General features: G+C 39.1%; 16 protein-coding genes and 1 pseudogene. 9 read left to right on the plus strand and 8 right to left on the minus strand.

Going from position 1 to position 19681, the window contains the following annotated elements; translation table 11 throughout:
• Positions 1 to 67 precede the first annotated feature (67 nt).
• Positions 68 to 1048 carry a hypothetical protein gene (locus B2X72_RS00040; RefSeq protein ID WP_145327053.1) on the minus strand — a complete coding sequence of 327 codons (981 nt, stop codon included), beginning with the start codon at positions 1046 to 1048 and terminating at the stop codon, positions 68 to 70.
• Positions 1049 to 1320: 272 nt separating this feature from the next.
• Between B2X72_RS00040 and B2X72_RS00045 the strand changes: the two genes are divergently transcribed.
• Complete coding sequence (locus tag B2X72_RS00045) at positions 1321 to 2946, plus strand: ABC-F family ATP-binding cassette domain-containing protein (protein WP_088162112.1); 1626 nt, start codon at positions 1321 to 1323, stop codon at positions 2944 to 2946.
• Between the two features lie 129 nt (positions 2947 to 3075).
• Here B2X72_RS00045 and B2X72_RS00050 read toward each other — a convergent pair whose 3' ends face one another.
• Complete coding sequence (locus B2X72_RS00050; protein ID WP_145327052.1) at positions 3076 to 4062, minus strand: endonuclease/exonuclease/phosphatase family protein; 987 nt, start codon at positions 4060 to 4062, stop codon at positions 3076 to 3078.
• 203 nt (positions 4063 to 4265) lie between these two features.
• Between B2X72_RS00050 and B2X72_RS00055 the strand changes: the two genes are divergently transcribed.
• From B2X72_RS00055 to B2X72_RS00065, 3 genes are read left to right on the plus strand one after another with little or no spacing between them, the layout of a single operon-like run.
• The gene (locus tag B2X72_RS00055) at positions 4266 to 5441 is read left to right on the plus strand and encodes a glycosyltransferase family 4 protein (protein ID WP_145327051.1); all 1176 of its coding nucleotides are present in this window, start codon (positions 4266 to 4268) and stop codon (positions 5439 to 5441) included.
• Positions 5429 to 6430 carry a lysylphosphatidylglycerol synthase transmembrane domain-containing protein gene (locus B2X72_RS00060; RefSeq protein WP_145327050.1) on the plus strand — a complete coding sequence of 334 codons (1002 nt, stop codon included), beginning with the start codon at positions 5429 to 5431 and terminating at the stop codon, positions 6428 to 6430. The genes B2X72_RS00055 and B2X72_RS00060 overlap by 13 nt, the downstream gene beginning before the upstream one ends.
• A gap of 49 nt (positions 6431 to 6479) precedes the next feature.
• Positions 6480 to 7571, plus strand: a complete 1092-nt coding sequence (locus B2X72_RS00065; RefSeq protein WP_158638783.1) for a glycosyltransferase family 4 protein — start codon at positions 6480 to 6482, stop codon at positions 7569 to 7571.
• 70 nt (positions 7572 to 7641) lie between these two features.
• Here the strand turns inward: B2X72_RS00065 and B2X72_RS00070 are convergent.
• The 6 genes and pseudogenes from B2X72_RS00070 to holA form a co-directional block, all read right to left on the minus strand.
• A pseudogene (locus B2X72_RS00070) lies at positions 7642 to 8871 on the minus strand (sterol desaturase family protein).
• A 340-nt stretch (positions 8872 to 9211) separates the two neighbouring features.
• Positions 9212 to 10795 (minus strand): MDR family MFS transporter, encoded by a 1584-nt coding sequence (locus B2X72_RS00075; protein WP_120332704.1) that lies wholly within the window; start codon positions 10793 to 10795, stop codon positions 9212 to 9214.
• A 2-nt stretch (positions 10796 to 10797) separates the two neighbouring features.
• Complete coding sequence (locus B2X72_RS00080; protein ID WP_088162118.1) at positions 10798 to 11901, minus strand: HlyD family secretion protein; 1104 nt, start codon at positions 11899 to 11901, stop codon at positions 10798 to 10800.
• A 14-nt stretch (positions 11902 to 11915) separates the two neighbouring features.
• Complete coding sequence (locus tag B2X72_RS00085; RefSeq protein ID WP_088162119.1) at positions 11916 to 13226, minus strand: TolC family protein; 1311 nt, start codon at positions 13224 to 13226, stop codon at positions 11916 to 11918.
• Positions 13216 to 13833, minus strand: a complete 618-nt coding sequence (locus B2X72_RS00090) for a TetR/AcrR family transcriptional regulator (protein ID WP_075993267.1) — start codon at positions 13831 to 13833, stop codon at positions 13216 to 13218. The genes B2X72_RS00085 and B2X72_RS00090 overlap by 11 nt, the downstream gene beginning before the upstream one ends.
• A gap of 170 nt (positions 13834 to 14003) precedes the next feature.
• Entirely contained in the window at positions 14004 to 15011 is a 1008-nt protein-coding gene (holA, locus tag B2X72_RS00095) for a DNA polymerase III subunit delta (protein WP_145327048.1), read from the minus strand.
• 412 nt (positions 15012 to 15423) lie between these two features.
• Here holA and B2X72_RS00100 point away from each other — a divergent pair, with 412 nt between their 5' ends.
• The 5 genes from B2X72_RS00100 to B2X72_RS00120 all read left to right on the plus strand — a co-directional run.
• A complete protein-coding gene (locus B2X72_RS00100) occupies positions 15424 to 15885 on the plus strand; it encodes a type I restriction enzyme HsdR N-terminal domain-containing protein (RefSeq protein WP_075993269.1) in 462 nt (153 codons plus the stop codon).
• A gap of 169 nt (positions 15886 to 16054) precedes the next feature.
• Complete coding sequence (clpP, locus tag B2X72_RS00105; protein ID WP_046674530.1) at positions 16055 to 16756, plus strand: ATP-dependent Clp endopeptidase proteolytic subunit ClpP; 702 nt, start codon at positions 16055 to 16057, stop codon at positions 16754 to 16756.
• Positions 16757 to 16758: 2 nt separating this feature from the next.
• Positions 16759 to 18009, plus strand: coding sequence for an ATP-dependent Clp protease ATP-binding subunit ClpX (gene clpX, locus B2X72_RS00110; RefSeq protein ID WP_286736140.1), 1251 nt, complete (start codon positions 16759 to 16761; stop codon positions 18007 to 18009).
• Positions 18010 to 18132: 123 nt separating this feature from the next.
• A complete protein-coding gene (locus tag B2X72_RS00115; RefSeq protein WP_198385934.1) occupies positions 18133 to 18966 on the plus strand; it encodes an AMP nucleosidase in 834 nt (277 codons plus the stop codon).
• 245 nt (positions 18967 to 19211) lie between these two features.
• A partial coding sequence (locus B2X72_RS00120; protein ID WP_286847971.1) for an efflux RND transporter periplasmic adaptor subunit occupies positions 19212 to 19681 on the plus strand: 470 nt, incomplete at its 3' end.

Below are 19681 nucleotides of genomic sequence, written 5' to 3' on the forward strand. Positions count from 1 at the left end.
CCCTTATTCATTAAATTTCCTTCCATATCCCCTTCACTTCCCATCAAACTTTCAATGACTCGACATATTAATCACGAATCGGTTCATTCGTTTGTGCTAATCGTTGCGACCCCGTATTTGCCGGACAGGCAATATCATCTGTTGCATCGTATACAAGCTTCTTACCATTCAACTTTGTAATCAGTTCTTGAGGGACATACACCTGAACTTTAGTAACCGCATAACCACTTGGATAATAACGAACATAATAACCATCAGGATGAAGCGTCCAAATACCACTTGGCACGTCCGTACGAGGCTCAGCCATACCAGCTAAGATCGCATATTGTTCAAAATCAGCGTACGAATAGTTTCCTGAGGAAACGAGCTGCCGAATATTATTTTCTGCTTCAAAGATTGTCTGTACTGCCGGTGGCATCTGGTCTTTTGCCTTTTGGACAACGTCAAATGGCAAAACGCCGAGTGCACCACCTTCCAAATGTAAAATTTGTTCAGCTGTAAGCAATTTTAAAGCTGTTTCTTTCACCGGACCCGAATAATCAATAAATTTTGTCTTCGCAATGATCGTCCACAATAGCATCTGTATATCTGATTGTGCAACTTCAGGATGCTTTTCAGCGCTTTTCAAAATTGCAATGACCACGTCTCTCTTCTTGCCTAATGTAGGTGCATACATATATCCATCACCTTTCGAAGGCGCAAAAGTACCCGCTTTCAAGCAATAACTCTTATTGGTCATTTCAAAATGTCCAGCCTCCAATAAGTAACCATCATTGCCATTCTTTTGCAAATTTTGTAAAGGTTTATAAACAGCCGTATTTTGAAAATCTGGCATTTGCTCCCCTTTCCTATTTACATCTTCAAAACTTGTACTAATCGCTTCGGGCTCTTTTAAAAGTTTATCCAGCCCAAGTACCTTGCTTCCCTTGGAAGCAACGGCTTTGCTTGCCTTATCCAATAGCCCTCCAAATTGAGCCGAGGCTCCTTGGATATTAAATAAAAAAGCAACTGCAAGTATAACGACACCCGTTATTCTATTTCTTTTCATAATTGATTTCATTTCAGCTCTTGTCCACAAAAAAGAAGCCAATTTAAATCACCAGCACAATATTTATAATTTATTAATTCATAATTTGCACACATTGCTGGATTTCACGCTTCATTTCAAAGATCCTCTCCATCCATTGAAATTTCAGCGCATACAGGTTCGCCAAAGAAGCTAAAAACAGTTGATTTCCCCAACATTACTCTCTTCAATTTCTCCTGAAACTGATCACCGTAAATAGTTAAAAATACAATATTAAAACGTATCTTTGCAGCATGATTAATGTGTCAAATCTCTCCCTTCGTTTTGGTAAACGTGTACTATTCGAAGATGTCAATCTAAAATTCACACCTGGAAACTGTTACGGTATTATTGGCGCTAATGGAGCAGGTAAATCTACTTTCTTAAAAATTATCTCAGGGGAAGTTGATCCTTCGACAGGTTCAGTGGCATTCACGCCAGGCGAACGCATGTCTGTTTTAAGTCAGGATCACTATGCTTTCGATGAGTTTACTGTTCTTGAAACTGTCATGATGGGTAACCAAGAGCTTTACAAAATCATGAAAGAGAAAGATGCCATTTACATGAAAGAGGATTTCTCTGATGCCGACGGCGAACGTGCTGGCGAACTGGAAAGTCTTTTTGCTGAAATGGATGGATGGAATGCCGAATCTAATGCCGCAACTTTATTGAGCAGTTTGGGCATTAAAGAAGAACTACATTATAAGTTAGTTTCTGAAATTGACGGTAACCAAAAAGTCCGCGTACTCTTAGCGCAAGCATTATTTGGCAAACCAGATATTTTGATTCTCGATGAGCCTACCAATGATTTGGATATTAATACCATCGCATGGTTAGAGGATTTTTTAGCGAGTTACGAGGCAATCGTCTTAGTTGTATCCCACGACCGTCACTTCTTGGATGCTGTATGTACGCATACGGTGGATATTGATTTTGGTAAGATGACAATCTATACGGGTAACTACTCGTTCTGGTACGAATCTTCTCAATTAGCGTTAAAGCAACGTTCTGATCAAAACAAGAAAATGGAAGATAAAGTGAAAGAACTTCAGGAATTTATCCGTCGCTTCTCTGCCAACGCTTCCAAATCCAAACAAGCTACTTCTCGTAAGAAAGCATTGGATAAAATTAATATTGACGAGATTAAACCGTCCAACCGTAAATATCCTGCCATCATGTTCAATACCATGAATCGTGAACCAGGAGATCAAACGCTGCAAGTCGAAGGATTAAGCAAAACGGTCAATGGTGAGGTATTCTTCAAGGATATTACCTTTATGATTAATAAAGGCGATAAAATCGCTGTTCTAGGTCCAAATTCATTGGTTACCACAGCATTTTATGATATTATAACTGGTAGAGACACCGATTTCAGTGGCGAATTCAAATGGGGCGTTACCATCACTCCTGCCGATATGCCGATTGAAAATGCCGCATTCTTCGAAGGAAAAAGTGATAATTTGGTCGATTGGTTGAGAGACTATACAACTAACCCAGAGGCAGACGAACAATTTATACGCGGATTTTTAGGGAAAATGTTGTTCTCTGGAGAAGAAGTTATGAAGAAAGTATCTGTACTTTCAGGGGGAGAAAAAATGCGTTGTATGTTTTCTCGCATGATGCTTCAAGGTGCCAACTTCCTAATCTTTGATGAACCAACCAACCACTTGGATTTGGAATCTATCACTGCATTGAACAATGGAATGTCTGATTTTAAAGGATCAATGTTGTTCACATCCCGTGACCACGAATTGACTGAAACTGTTGCAAATAGAATCATCGAATTGACGCCGAAAGGTATCATCGACAAATTGATGACTTACGATGAATACATTAATAGCGATGTGGTGAAAGCACAACGTGAAGAAATGTATAAATAAGATAATTTATCCCAATTTAATAAAGGCTCCATAATTCATTTTATGGGGCTTTTTTGATGCGCAATAAAAAAGCACTGAGGGGTTCAGTGCTAATCGCGATTGATATGAAAGAATTGAGAAAGTTTTACTTTATTGAACCGAAGGCTTGACAACACGCCAACCTAATTGTAAGGACACCGCACAATGGTCGGATAAATCCTGTCCCTTTTCGTTTTGAAAAAGCTTTTTTTGAACCTGATAATTCTTTGCCTCAAATAGCAAATGATGGTTATTGCGATAGTAAATTTTATCAATACCTTCGCAATCCTCTGTCAACTCCAATGCTGTTTTCGCTTCAAAATTCACTTGATGCCCAGGAATATTACCTTTATTGCGTAAACTTACCCATGCATCTACCAAACCTAAGTCCTTCTGAAAAGAACCGATGTTATCCAGCTCATAAGCATAATGTGCATTAAAGTCGCCCATAATCAAAAGTGGTCTGTCAGCCGAATACTTTTTAATATAGGCCTTTAGCTGATTCATATTCTTCTGCCGGGCAATCGTTGCATTCGGATCATCCTGAGCAGTCGCATGTACATTATAAACATCAATAAATACGTCTTTGGCCAATTGAATTCGAGCATAAGAAAAGCCTTTTGGAGTCAGACAATCTGCACCATTGCAATCAGTCCAGCCTACCCGCTCAAACTCAACAATAGGATATTTTGAAAGTGTGCTCAGTCCGTCCCCAAAAGGTACCCCTCCCATATTTGCCGTTCGGTAGCTATGCTTATTTTCGCTGTAGAGGAACTTGTTGTAGTTAAAATCTTCCTGCACATTGACAATATCAAACCCATTGATCCGATTGCCGATCGACGTAATACTGGAAGACCGCTCGGTTACAGCACTGGAAATCAATTCAGGAAGGCCAGCTATATTGTACGTTAACAAATTTAGCTTTCCGTAAGTCGCTTCCGGCATAGCTGCATACACAGCATTACTGAGCTTTGGCTGTTGTTTTGGCTTCAACTTAAAACCCAGCATAACACCGGCAGACGCACAAATAAATAAGATGACAATCTTTCGAAAACCCTTAGGTCTAATTTTTTTTTCGAACAATAGATCTAATAGCATGGATTGAATATTTCGTTCACTCCAAAGCTACTGCGCCAACATTAGCTCTATTATCATATTCAATTAATTCTATTTTTAATAATTATGCACAAATTATTAAAAACTAATAATTTATAAACACTATAATGACAAAAGGTTAATACCTGCATAGCATAGGAGTTACAGCTTTCAGCTATTTTTATACAACCCCTAATAAGAATAACATGAGAAAGGTAGCCTTCTTTACAGAGATACTCGTCGAGGATTTTGACGGTGCATCACGGACAATGTTTCAGCTAATAAACCGTATAGACCAGCAGAAATTCAACTATTTTTTTATTTATGGTGGCGGCCCTACGCAATTTCGCAATTTTCATTCTTACAAGGTACCCACGTTCAAAATACCGGTCAACGACGATTATTGTCTCGCTATTCCTCAGCTTATTAAAAAGAAACTTGAGCTCGCCTTAGATAAATTTGCTCCCGACATGATCCATATTGCAACGCCTTCGCTTTTAGGCTTTTTTGCATTAAATTATGCCAAACGAAAAGGTATTCCTGTCCTTACGATATATCATACACACTTCATTTCATACATTGCCTATTATTTCAAAAACATACTCCCCTTGGTCAAGCCAACTGAACAATGGATGAAAAAAGCAATGAATAACTTTTATAACAAATGTGATATTGTCTATGTACCCACCAAATCTATTCTAAACGAATTACAGCAGATCGGATTACAACAAGAAGGATTAAAACTGTGGCAAAGAGGAATAGACACAGCCTTGTTTAACCCCAATAAAAAGAATCTATCTCAGCTGCAGACTATCACAAAGAATAACAAACCAACAATCCTCTTTGTCAGTCGTATCGTCTGGGAAAAAAATATTAAAACGCTTATCGAAATCTATCAACAGATACAAGCTCAGAATCTTAACTATAATTTCATTGTTGTCGGTGAAGGAACAGCCAAAATAATTGCAATGCAAGAGATGCCTAATGCCATTTTCTTAGGAAAGAAAAGCCATGATGAGCTTGCAATTCTATATGCTTCGGCAGATGCCTTTGTTTTTCCGTCGGTCTCAGAAACGTACGGAAATGTCGTTGTCGAAGCATTGGCATCCGGACTTCCTTGTGTTATCGCCGATGGTGGGGGTTCGGCTTCCTTGATTCAGCACGGGAAAAATGGATTTAAGTGTCAACCTGAAAATGCAGCTGGATATGTTTACTACCTCAAAAAAATTCTCTCTGACGTGAGCCTAAAAAAGAATCTCATCAATGAAGGTCTATCCTATGTCGGACAACTGGATTGGAATAGACTATCTGGGTGCTATTTTAATGACATTGAACTATTGATTGACAAAACACAGGAAGTCGATTTGGCATGGGCAAACTAACAAACCCAAGCCAACTCATCAAAGGTATTTTTCTATTTTTGATTCTGGCGTCCATAACTGTCTTTTTAGCGAAAAGCGACTTAAATGCCTTGAAAAAAGAGCTCTCCTCCGTTGGTTATCGCTTTATAATTATTTTGTTTACGACTTTCGCGGCCTATTTTGTTGGCACATTAGCTTGGTGGATATGCTTGGGCTCCGCAAAAAAGAAGGTCAATCTGATCGAACTCTTTGCCATCCGTCAAATCGGGGAAACCGTTGGACTATTCAACCCTACAAGCATTATAGGTGGTGATTTATTAAAGGCACAATTGATAACCCGTTATGACATCCCCTTAAAAGAAGGATTGAATTCAGTTGCAATATCCCGTATTACCGCCGTACTGTCTCAATTGACACTCTTTTTGATTGCGATGCTTTGGTTGGTATTTTCTCCCTTAAAAAATGAAATTATACGCTACGCAGGCCCGGTAATATATATTATCTGTCTATTTTTGTTCCTTTTGATGATCCTGATATTTTATTGGTTAATGGTTGCAAAAAGTCCCTCGCAAACCAAGGCTTCAACAGCAACACTTTTTGGAAAAGCAAAAGCGCATTTTCAGTCACTACTTTGGAACGTAAAAGACTTTTATCGGCATCAAAATAAGGTTTTTTGGTATTCTTACTTACTTTTTGCACTACATTGGATTATTGGCAGCCTTGAATTCTATTATATTCTAAAATTTTTGGGTGTTGCAGTACAACCAATACATGGTTTAATAGTAGATATGAGTGTCATTGTGCTGAAAAGCATCGGTGCTTTTATTCCAGGGCAACTGGGTATTGAAGAAATCGCCAATAAGCTCCTACTCCATATGATCGGTATTACTGGGGGTAGTATTTGGCTCAGTGCTTCATTATTACGTCGCGGCCGACAGCTCATCTGGGTAGCGTTGGGTTTTATATTTTATCTATGCATCAAAAGGAAACCAGTACATGTATCCATCTGAAATAGAAATACTATTTGTCAGCCACAAATATCCCCCAAGTGTTGGCGGTATGGAAAAACAAAGCTTTGAACTGATCAATACTGCGGCTCTTTACTTGAAGGTACACACCTTAGTCTATGACAACCGGGAACCTCTTTTAGCTTTCTTCTTCCAGCTGAATCGCCGAATTCTAGCCAAAATTAACGATAACCCCGGCATCAAGCTTATTCACTTTAATGATGGTTTAATTGCGTCTTTAGCCTCTTTTCACAAAGGATATTCCCATTTAAAACGAGTTGCCACGCTTCACGGACTGGATATTGTATTTCCCTTTCGCTATTTTCAACGTAAGATCATACCGCGGTTTAATACATTTGATCAGCTTATTGCGGTTAGCCAAGCTACCGCCGACGCCGCCCAGTTACGTGGTATCGATCCATCCAAAATTATTGTTATACCCAACGGTGTAGATCCGATACACCACTCCACTGCAAACAATGAATCAGCCTGCCAAAGCAAGCCCTATTTTATCACTTTGGGACGCCCTGTTAAACGGAAGGGCTTCTCGTGGTTGATGAAACATGTCATTCCCGCTATCCAGGGTGATTTCAAATTACTGATGGTAGGTCCATTCGATCACGAGCCTACATGGAAAGAACGCCTATTGCAGCTTATACCCAAAAAGATAAATCATTTAATCACCTTATTCCTCGGATTTCCGACCGATCAGGGGGAGATCAGAAAATTACTGAAAGCGTACCCCGAAAAAATTGAACATCTTGGAAAAGTGCCATTCGAACAACTACAAAGCCTCTTGACCAACGCACAGGCCTTCTTGATGCCCAATATTGAAGTGCCCGGAGATATGGAAGGCTTTGGGCTCGTCTGTTTGGAGGCTTCTACAGCAGGCACCATTGTTGTGGCCGCCGAATTAGAAGGAATTACAAGCGCCGTGACACATAATTGCAATGGCCTGCTCCTGGCAAGCAAAAACCAAAATGCATGGATTGAACAACTTCAAGCCATTTTAGCAAATCCAGTCCATTATAAAAGCCTGAGCCTACAATTTAAACAAAATACCCTAAAACAATATAGCTGGGATATTATGGCCAGATCCTATTGTCAATCATTTGCGGACTTAATTACAGCAGCAGGCCAATAATTGACAGTAACACTTCATAAATTTGACCGCATCTATCATTCAGAGGGAATGGCTTTTCAGAATGCAATTTTCAACATCTTTCAAGACGCAAAACTTTTTTATAGTGACCTGCTAATGTTTTATAAAAAATCAATTGAATCAAAGCGAAACATCCTACCAAAACAAGCCCCAATGGTGAATAAAAAGTTAGACTGATATACAGTAGTAATAAGAATAGCCGAAGCATCTCAAGTGGAAAAACCCAGTCTTCATGTTCTAGAAGTCCCCCAATACAAATGACGCTACAGAGAATAAATCCTCCGCCAATAAGGAGTTGTATGAGTTGCTGATAATTACCATAAAGCAAAAAAAAGAAAAGCAGGAGCATCGTCAGCATGGACTGAAAAAAGATATAGCGGCTTAATACCTGTGCATGAACTTGTGGCCTAGCTCCTGCGAATATGCGCTCTTCCAGTTCTTCTCGAATTTCAGGCTGTATATCGTCAGGCCTACCAAATATAGTCCGCATTTTGTTTTTAAATCCTTCGGCCCGCTTAAATGATAGACCAATTTCAAATAAATAATGAAAATGCTGCCATAGAAAAGTGTAGCGATGAATGGGCTTTGTGAGTCCATAGACACAAGGTTCTTCTTTTTGTTCCGGGATAAATGTTCCGAATAGCTTGTCCCAAATAATCAGGATATCTCCATAATTTTTATCCAAATAGATTTCATTGCTGCTATGATGCACCCGGTGGTGAGATGGCGTTACAAATACACGCTCCAAAATCCCCAAATTTCCTACGGTCTACGTATGGGAGAAAAATGGATATACGCCATGAATCAACAAAATAGTGGTCATCATAAAGGGAGGGAATCCCAAAAGGGGAATAAAAGCCCAAAATAACGAACGGAAAACGGCTTGAAATATTGTGATCCGGGCTGCTACGGTAAAGTTATAATCTTCACTTTGGTGATGTACAACATGAGCTGCCCACAACAAGTTTATTTCATGGCTATAGCGATGATACCAATACCAGAGAAAATCTGTAAATAGAAAAAGTATAACCCAGGTCCAAACATTCGCTTCAATGCGAAATATCGCAAAGTTTTGATACACCCAAACGAAAAAAAAGTAAAATAAACTAACAGAAAACATATCACACATACGCTCGACGATACCAACATTGAGATTTGAGATCGATTCATCAAAAGAATAAAAACGTTTCTGTTTTTTGAGGCTATACCAATATTCCAACACCATCAAGATTAAAAATAAGGGAATGATAAACGCCAAAAAATTAAGTTTTTCTGTATACATGCAGTCGCTATTTTGAAGACAAAAAATCTACCTTAATCGCAATTCAACAAGAACCATCTTTTCTGATGCCAAAAGATCAATTCTTCCAAACTCTTTATTATTAAACAATCAATTTTAAATCAGGTTTTTCAATGGACAAAAATGTATGCTTTCTAACGCCCCTACAATAACAAACGCCAACTCAAAAAGAAATGCCAACTCAACGTGATTTTCTACCACAAAAGAACGTGCACAAAAAAAGTCCTCAAAAGTTAAACACTTTTGAGGACTTCTGATTGAACGATAAATTGTTCTTCACTGATGGTGCACTATGATAACAGCGCAGCAGACGAATCCAATATTAATGTACACTGGACATATCGATCTGTGTTTTCCCCTGTTTGATCATCAATACAAAAGGGACACAAATCAGAAAGACAACCCCGAGGTACAGGAACACATCCATGTAAGATAGCACTGTTGCTTGTTTCATCACACTCAAGTCTAATATTTGATGCGCTTTGGCCAAAGCCTCATTAGGTGAAAAACCTTTCGCCTGAAAACTCATCTGCAATTGCTGCACCCGTTGTTGCACATCAAACTTACTTGGATCTAAATTAGCTACCAGATCAACACGGTGTTTTTGGCTATCACGGGCGATAAATGTCGTAATCAAAGCAATTCCAAATGAACCACCCAATTGACGCATCATCCCTGTAAAAGCAGCTCCTTCACCGATTGACTTACCATGTAATGTTGATAAAGACAGTGTCATAACAGGCACAAACAACAATCCTAGGCCAACTCCGCGGAGAATCAATGGCCAAAACATATGCTCCGAACCTGTATCGTTTGTCATGAGGCTATACATCCAAAAACAAAAGCCAAAAAAGATACATAGCCCTAAAGCAACCATATACTTCTGAGGAACACCATTTTGGATCATCTTACCGATAAAAGGCATCATGATACCGGTCATAATCGAACTCGGTAACAAGAGCAAACCCGCATCTGTTGCCGTCCATCCCAATATCGACTGCGTATAGATTGGAATAATAAAGGTCGATCCGAACAAGCCAAAACCAAGAATAAAGCTCATCACCACACCCACCTGTAAATTCTTATCCTTCAATACACGCAGGTTAACAATCGGTTTATCGTACACCAACTCCCGCCATATAAAAAACAGTAATCCAAAGACAGACAAAATCGATAAGCCTAAAATCAAAGGATCGTCAAACCAGTCATCCTGTTGTCCATGTTCCAATACAAACTGAAGTGAACCAATAAACATGATCAAAAATATCATACCGAACCAATCCACTTCCCTAGCAGACTGCTTTTGACTGTATTTAGGACTGCGTACAAAAGATAAGGTCAACAAGGTCGCAATAATGCCAAGCGGCACATTGATATAAAAGATATAAGGCCAAGAGAAGTTATCGATGATGTACCCACCCAACGGCGGCCCTAATGTAGGACCAACAATGACGCCCATCCCGTAGATAGCTTGGGCCATACTACGTTTTTCTTTGGGATAACTTTCCGTGATAATAGTCTGGGCTGTAACCAGTAAGGCTCCCCCACCCATCCCTTGTATAAAGCGAAATGCAACAAGCTCCCACATATTGGTTGCATTACCGCACAAAAATGAAGATACTGTGAATATGATAATAGAAGCCGCAAAGTAATTTCTACGCCCAAACTGTTGGGACAACCAGCTGGTCATCGGAATCACAATTACATTGGCAATTGCATAAGCTGTGATAACCCATGCGACATCCGTCAGCGTCGCCCCCAATGAACCTTTCATATCGTTCAGGGCCACATTGACAATCGTTGTATCCACAATTTCCAACAGCGCACAAAGCACCGCTGTAATCGTGATTACAACGCGACGAAAACCATATTCAACCAGACTATCTTGTTGATTTAAATTTTCCATAGTTATTTAACATGCACATCTACGTCAGCATTCATGCCCGGTCTGAGCAAAGCCACATTTTCTGCTTTATTGTCTTTTGTCAATTTGATCTTTACGGGTAAACGCTGAACAGTCTTTACAAAGTTACCCGTTGCATTATCTGGAGGCAATAAAGAGAAACGTGAACCAGTGGCTGGAGAGAAAGAGTTTACCTCGCCTTCAAACTCAATAGCAGGATAAGCATCCACTTTAATACCGACTTTTTGTCCAGGTTTTATTTTTTCCAATTGCGTCTCCTTAAAGTTAGCAACGACCCAAGTTTCAATATTATCTACAATGTAGAACAAAGATTGACCTGGATTGACCATCTGCCCTGGTTGTACCTTGATATTCGATACCTGGCCATCCACAGAAGCAAGTACTGCAGTATAAGAAAGGTTCAATTTAGCCGCTTCAAGTTGCGCATTCGCTCTTTTTATATTTGCCTCAGCAACAGAAGTTTGCTTTGAAGCTACTGTAGTCTTACTCACGACTGCATTACGTTGTGAAGCACTGGCGTTACGTTGTTGTTGCAAAATTTCAACCTGCTTGTCAGCTTCCAATTTCGCTGTTAATGCCTGCTCATACTGTTGTTTCGTAATTGACTGATTGTTGTATAAGTTTTGGTAGCGGATATAATCATTATTCGCTTGCTTAGCACGAATACGTGCTGCATCGATGCTGCCCAAATTAGATTGGATCGTTGCATCCGAGATGGCTACATTCGCCGAAGATGCAGATACATCTGCCTTTGAAACATCAAAGCTACTTTGAGCTGCTGCCAAGGCTGCTAGCGCTTCATCCACACGAACCTGATAATCTTGGCTCTCAATGGTGAACAACGTATCCCCTTTTTTTACCAAATCATTATCTTTTACGTACACTTTCGAGATAAACCCACCAACACGTGGAATGATCGGACTCATATTTTTCTCTACCTGCGCATCGTCTGTCGTTTCATGCGCCTGACCGTGCATATATTTATAAGCACCATAGGCTCCTCCGAAGATGACCAATGCAGCCAAAATAATTGTGAATTTTTTATTTGTACCTTTCTTTTCAGGTGCGTTTTCTACTGTATTTTCCATGTCTAGATTAATTGCTATTTAATGTTTAAAGACCCATTTGCTAACAGCAGGTCGTAATATTTTTCAATGGTATTTGCTTTGCTGATCGCAAGATTGATCTTGCTTTGAAGTTGCTGTACGTCGGCCGTTAACAAATCGTCCGTATCCGCAATACCATTATCGTACTTATCTTTTGTAATACGATAATTTTCAACTGCCTGATCCACCGCCTGATGGTAAACCACATCCTGCTTTTGTGCCAGCATATAGTTTTCATTGGCCTGTTGAACCTGCACTTTCACCTTATCGTTTAATAATTCAATGTGCTCATCAATTTCCCTGATATGATTTTTCGCAACATTCACTTCTCTTTTGTTTTTATAAAGTGAACCGATGTCGTAGGATACACCTACACCTACCATGGCCGCATTTGTTACGGTAACCACTTTTTGCAAACCAAAAGCATTATAACCTGCCGTTGCAGAAACCTGTGGCAATGTAGATGCTTTTGTTACCTTCAACTGGTCCTCTGCAACCAACCGTTGTGACTCCAAAGATTTCACATCAGAACGCGAGGTTTTCGCAGCGTCATAAGATGCTTTTAAACCCAAATCAACACCGTTCACCTCAGCCAGATTGATCTGATCCAACTGCGTATCCGCATCAATTTTCAAAAAATTAGCCAATTGATAATTCAGCACCTTGATATTTTTCTGTGCTTCCTGAAGCGAAACCTGATAATTTGAAAGCTGCAGTTCTGCTTTTAACAGGTCGTTACGCGCGATCAAACCATTGTCAAGCATCGCTTTAAAATCCGAAACACGCTGCTCAGACTGCTTGATGTTTTCAGCAATCAACAAGTTGGTTTGCTGAGCCTTATAAAGACTTAAATAAAGATTCACTGCACGTATAGCCAGTTGTTCTTTACTTGCTACAGCGTTGTATTCCTCGGCTTTTAATACATCTTTTGCAATATTAATTCCACCTTTAATACGTCCACCTGTATAGATTGGCATACTCACCGAAGCCTGTCCCAACCACAATTGGTTTGCAGCAATATCCGGAGCAGAGCCCCCCTCACCTAAAGCCAACTTTAAATTCACATTTGGAGTAGTCATAGCCATGTATTGTCCACTCAATTTTGCATCAGGAAGCTGTTTCGATTTGGCAGTTTCGACTTCGAGCTGTCTCCCCAATATCTTCGTATCGGTAGACTTTGCTTCCACGCTTTGATTTGCGGCCAAGTGAATTATCTCTTCCAAAGTCATGTGTTTGTTGTCTTGCGCCAACAGACCCATAGGACTTAAAAGCAATAAAGCACTCAAATTGGCCAACTTATTTTTCATATGTCAATAAAGCTTTAATTGTTTTCTGTATAAATTCTGTTAAAGTTGTTTCTATATAATTTGCATAGTCCTCATCGTTATCGATATGCAACTGATCCTGTAAAAAACAATGATTCATCTGAAAATTCATAAATACGCCCATCATCATGGAGTGGATCAAGATGGGATCATAACCCGCTTTGAATACACCCTGTTCTACCCCCGCATTGATAACAGACGATATCACTTCAAGATTGTGCAGCTTGAGTTTGCGAAAAGCCTCCGAGATCAGCATGCGTTGTTTTAACGAACTTTCAATGGTGATGATATGATACAGTTTACGATGCGAGTTCATGGACTTAAACGATTTATCCACCATAGCGTCAATTTTATCCAACGCATTATCGACAAGCGCCAACTCATCCACATTGATCATAAAATCAGGAACACGCCATTCAAAAAACGTATCCAGTAGCTTGTCCTTTGATCCAAAATAATAGTTGATCATCGCAACATTCACATTCGCCTCATTGGCGATATCACGAACGGAAGTCCCATCAAATCCTTTTGTTGCAAAAAGACGCTCTGCTGCAAGCAGAATATCAATCTGTTTCTCGTTAAATTCCATTTTAAACCTCGATCTTTTAAAGATACAATCGCATATTCATAGCGATTATAAAATACGTTCTCGCTAAATGCGCGACAAAGTTAAACAAACGTTTAATTTAAACAAGTGTTTAATTATTAAATTTGTGTAAAAAAAAACACCATTTCTGGTGTTCTTGCTGTTGGATGGGATTAGTTAAGTATCCGATAGATCATTTCTTTTAAAATCTCTTCACTATTGAAATTGCTCGGCACATTGACACCTTTAGATTTTAAATCACTCTCCTTCAATACATTGAGCACATCGAAAGTTTTCCGCCGGTTGTAATTTCTTGCAGCAAGCTCGTATTCTTTCAAAAAGAAAGGATGTACCCCCAATTCTTTTGCTGCGACCGATTTGTCGATCAGATAATGGTATTTGAGAATCTTCGTGAAGTAGGTGGCAATTTGTCCAATGACCATTACCAGCGGATTATTTTTGGGGTTGGCCACAAAATAATCAACGATCTGATAAGCTTTTAGGGCATTACGTTTAGCCAATGCAGTATTTAATTCAAAAACATTATAATCTTTGGAGATACCAATATTTCGTTCAACATCTTCCATGCTGATCTCTTGACTCTTTGGAACATTAAGCATGAGCTTGTCAAGTTCATTGGACACTTTGGACAGATCATTACCGAGATAGTCCGCAATCATCATCGTCGCTTGCGGATGAATGCGCCAGCCGGCATCTTTCACATAAGCTCCGATCCAAGGGCCCACCTTATCGTCGTATAGTTTGGCAGCATCAACAACTAGTCCTTTTTTTTCAAAGACCTTATAGATCTTTTTGCGTTTGTCAAATTTCCCATGTTTAAAACAAAACACAAGAATGGTTGTCGGTGTAAGATGTTCCAGGTATTTAGTCAACAGTTCTTCCGTATCCGATTTCCATTTTAGCTCCTGTGCCTCCTTGATAATAATCACCTGATAGTCACTTAGCATAGGATACCTCTTTGCTGCATTGACAATCGTAGAGATATCGATATCTTTTCCGTAAAAAATCGATTGATCAAAGCCTTTCTGCGCATCATTCAATACGGTTGCTTCCAAAGCGTCGGCAATGGTATCAATGAAATAACTCTCCTCCCCTTGCAATAAATACACTGGTTTAAAAGACCTGTTCTTAATATCGGATAAGATCGGATTTATGTTCATATATATAGTCTATTTATTCGTCCGCAATAGATCAGTTGCCCAGATTTGTTTTCGGTATCCAAGCCATCTGCGAAGGCTAAAATACCCCCATGTCACCACATATCAAAATGTCTTTCGAGTTCGACCATGGGCTTTTTATGCGAAGCAAAATTACGATTTTAATGGCAATTCAACCGAGTAACTCCGTAAAATTACGCTTTTATAATTGACTCATGTATCGCGATTACATTAAACTATTGATTTAATGCCATGAACATTTAGCAACATAACTTTCACCATCTCGTTAAGTAATCGCATCATAAATACAGACCTCGGGTTTCCCCCGGCCTAAAAAATCAGACTAGTCAAAAAAACACCATCCTTCGGACTTGACGAATTTATTTCTTTTGCTAATATTTTAGTATATTTGTGTATGTTTTCACCGACTCCACTGAACTTACCGCCATTTAAAGCTAAAATATCCAAGAAGAACAATGCGATTTACATCTTTGATGAGCTCAGAAAAAAGGACTTGGTATTAACACCGGAGGAATGGGTTAGACAACATTGGATCAATTATTTGTCGCTCATGAAAAATTACCCCAAATCACTGATGCATATTGAAGGCGGATTGAAATTAAATAACCTTCAGAAACGAAGTGATTTATTGATTTACAACAGTAGCGGGCATAAGGTCGTGTTAGCCGAGTTTAAAGCGCCACATATAAAAATCACCCAACAGGTATTTGAGCAAATTGCAAATTATAATACGGTTCATCGTATACCATACCTATTAGTGAGCAATGGCATGAATCATTACTATTGTAAAATTGATTTTATCAACGCGTCTTACGAATTTTTGGAAGACCTCCCCAACTACAACGAAATTGACTAAGGAGCTATGCATGAAATAGATAAAGAATTAATCCGGAGATACAGTGTCCCCCAAGTCTTGAAAGGGGATCACCGAAAAAATGTAAAGTAGATGTAAAACATCTTTTCAATTTATTTGATTTTTAAAATATAGTTTTATATTAGTCCTACAGAATAGAAAAAATAAAAAGATGAATATAGATAAAAACGAATTCAGAAAATATGCAGTAAAGCATCACCGTATTGGAAGCCAACATGTTGATAGCTTCATTGCTCGTACAGAGACAAGCATTCCAACAAACCTTACACCTTACATCGTTGAAGAACGTCAATTGAACGTTGCTCAAATGGATGTGTTTTCGCGTTTGATGATGGACCGTATCATATTTTTAGGCAGCGGTATTGATGATCAGGTAGCCAACATTATTCAGGCACAGCTCTTGTTCCTACAATCTACCGATGCACAACGTGATATCCAAATCTACATCAATTCACCAGGTGGAAGCGTATACGCTGGACTAGGAATTTATGATACCATGCAATATATCACACCAGATGTAGCGACGATCTGTACAGGTATTGCTGCGTCTATGGGAGCTGTTCTTTTAGTTGCTGGTGCAAAAGGCAAACGTGCAGCCTTACGTCACTCACGCGTCATGATTCACCAACCTTCCGGTGGTGCACAAGGAGTTGCTGCCGATATGGAAATCAACTTACGTGAGATGATGAAATTGAAAGAAGAATTATACACCATTATTTCAGATCACTCTGGACAAACTTACGAATGGGTAGAAAAATCTTCAGATCGCGATTACTGGATGAGAGCCAATGAAGCCAAAGAATTCGGTATGATTGACGAGATTTTACTTCCTAAGAAGGAGATTATTAAATAACAATGGCAAAGAATAACGATAGAGACATTCACTGTTCGTTTTGTGGCATAAGCAAAAATGAAGCCCAGATGCTTATTGCAGGCAACGGAGCACACATCTGTGACAGATGTATCCAGCAGGCAGGCGAAATCTTGGCCGAAGAATTAAAACAACGAAAAAGTAAAACTTTACAGACTGCTTTAAAGTTGATCCGTCCTTTGGAGATTAAAACTCACCTGGATCAATATGTAATCGGTCAGGATGATGCTAAAAAAGTAATTTCAGTAGCAGTTTATAATCACTATAAACGTTTAAATCAGAAAGTGGATAAAGACGAGATTGAAATCGAAAAATCCAATTTGATTATCGTTGGTGAAACAGGTACAGGTAAAACCTTGCTTGCAAAAACTGTTGCCAAGATACTCAACGTCCCCTTCTGTATTGTGGATGCAACTGTATTGACAGAAGCAGGGTATGTAGGGGAAGACGTAGAAAGTATATTAACACGTTTATTGCAAGCAGCAGATTATGATGTAGCCTCTGCAGAACGCGGTATTATCTATATCGATGAGATTGATAAAATCGCACGTAAAAGCGACAATCCGTCTATTACAAGAGATGTATCGGGTGAAGGTGTGCAGCAAGCTTTATTGAAGATTTTAGAAGGTACGGTTGTAAACGTTCCACCGCAAGGCGGCCGTAAACACCCGGATCAAAAAATGATCGCAGTCAATACAAGTAATATTCTATTTATCTGTGGTGGTGCATTCGACGGTATTCAAAAGAAAATTGCAAACCGTCTGCGCACGCAAACAGTAGGTTATAAAATGAACGAAGACGAAGAGGAAATTGACTTGAACAATCTATACAAGTATATTACACCTCAAGACTTAAAGAACTTTGGTTTAATTCCAGAGTTAATTGGCCGTCTTCCTGTATTGACTTACTTAAATCCATTGGATAAGGAAACTTTACTGAGCATTTTGACTGAACCAAAAAATGCATTGGTAAAACAATATAAGAAGTTGTTTGAATACGAAAGTATCGAACTAAAATTTGATCCTGACGTATATACGTTTATTGTTGATAAAGCTGACGAATTTAAACTTGGAGCCCGTGGCCTCCGCAGCATATGCGAAGCCATTATGCTGGATGCCATGTTTGAGATTCCGTCAACAAAAGAACAAACGGGACAGAAAGCATTAGAAATTACCTTGGACTATGCGAAGAAAAAATTCGAAAAGTCCGATTTAAAAAAGCTTAAAGTCGCTTAAAAAAATCCCGTTCGCTGAACGGGATTTTTTTTTAGAAAAGAATTAAAAATCTTATATTACAATAATAACATAGCCATAACGGAATGTTGACAGGAAGATAAGAGATTCAAGAAATTAAATTTAATGACTATGACAACAAAGAGAAGTGCAAAGAATACCGTAAATAGTCCGATCACACCAGGTTTAAAAACCAAAGAAGAAATCGTGAACAACTGGCTTCCCCGTTATACGGGAAGGCCTTTGGAAGAGTTTGGGGAGTATATCCTTTTAACGAACTTTTCAAAATATATCCACCTGTTTTCTGAAATGCATGATAATGCTCCTATTTACGGGGAAGACAAACCGATGCAATCCGTCACTGCCGGAGGTATCACCATTATCAATTTCGGAATGGGAAGTCCAATGGCCGCAACCATTATGGATCTATTATCAGCAATTGCACCAAAAGCCGTTCTATTCTTGGGTAAGACCGGGGGTATCAAGAAAAAAATTCCTGTAGGTGAATTGATTCTTCCAATTGCCGCTATCCGCGGCGAGGGAACATCTAATGACTACTTTCCACCAGAAGTACCTTCATTACCTGCCTTCGCCATGCAAAAGGCCATATCCACTACAATTCGGGATCACCAACGCGATTACTGGACTGGAACGGTATACACCACCAATAGACGGGTTTGGGAACATGACAAAGCTTTCAAAAAATATTTAAAATCAATCCGTGCCATGTGCGTTGATATGGAAACCGCAACGATATTCAGCGTCGGATTTGCCAACAAGATTCCAACAGGTGCTTTACTGCTAGTTTCAGATCAACCGATGGTGCCAGAAGGAGTAAAAACTTCGGTCAGTGATGTAACAGTTACAGCAAAATATGTGGAAGAACATATCGGTATAGGTATTGATGCTTTAAAACAGCTTATCAATAACGGATTGACCGTGAAGCACCTTAAATTCTAAGGTACAATGCAAGCAACATCATATTTTCCTTTGGCGGGAAAATATGATGCACTCCTCTCTATAAAACAATAACTATCAAATACTTAAAACTATTAAACATTATTATTGATTAATAATTGAACAGTTATTAACTAAAATTTGAGATGTTAACAAATGTTAATCTTCACAATAATTAAACTATTTGGCGTTTATATTGTAATATTCATATTACCCAACACATATATCGTAAAAATTAATCAAGCATTGTGAAGAAAAAAACATTATCTATTTTTAAAGTATCCCTATTGATTTGTTCAGCCTTAGCCACACAGGTAAGTTGTTCTTCAAGTTCTTCAAAAGAAAATAAAACCAAAGAAAAAAACGTGGCCTTGCCCGTCTATACCGTCACTAAATCAGATGCTACCACCATCAAGGATTATTTGGGCACCATAGAAGGTAAAGTTAACGTTGAGGTCCGCCCACAGGTCGAAGGACTGCTTCAGGAAATTTATATCGATGAAGGTTCTTTTGTTCAAAAAGGCCAGAAACTGTTCAAAGTAGACCCCTCTACTTATCAGGAAAATCTCAATAACATGGTTGCTACAGAGCAGGTCGCCAGAGCCAAACTTAAAAATGCACAGCTCGAAGTCGACCGATTGAAGCCGCTGGTTCAAAACGACGTTATCTCCGATGTCAGGTTGGCTTCGGCCAAATCAGATTATCAGGTAGCCAAGGC

Origin of the sequence: Sphingobacterium sp. UBA7253 (genome assembly GCF_002472745.1) — a bacterium.
Classification (GTDB): Bacteria; Bacteroidota; Bacteroidia; order Sphingobacteriales; family Sphingobacteriaceae; genus Sphingobacterium; species Sphingobacterium siyangense.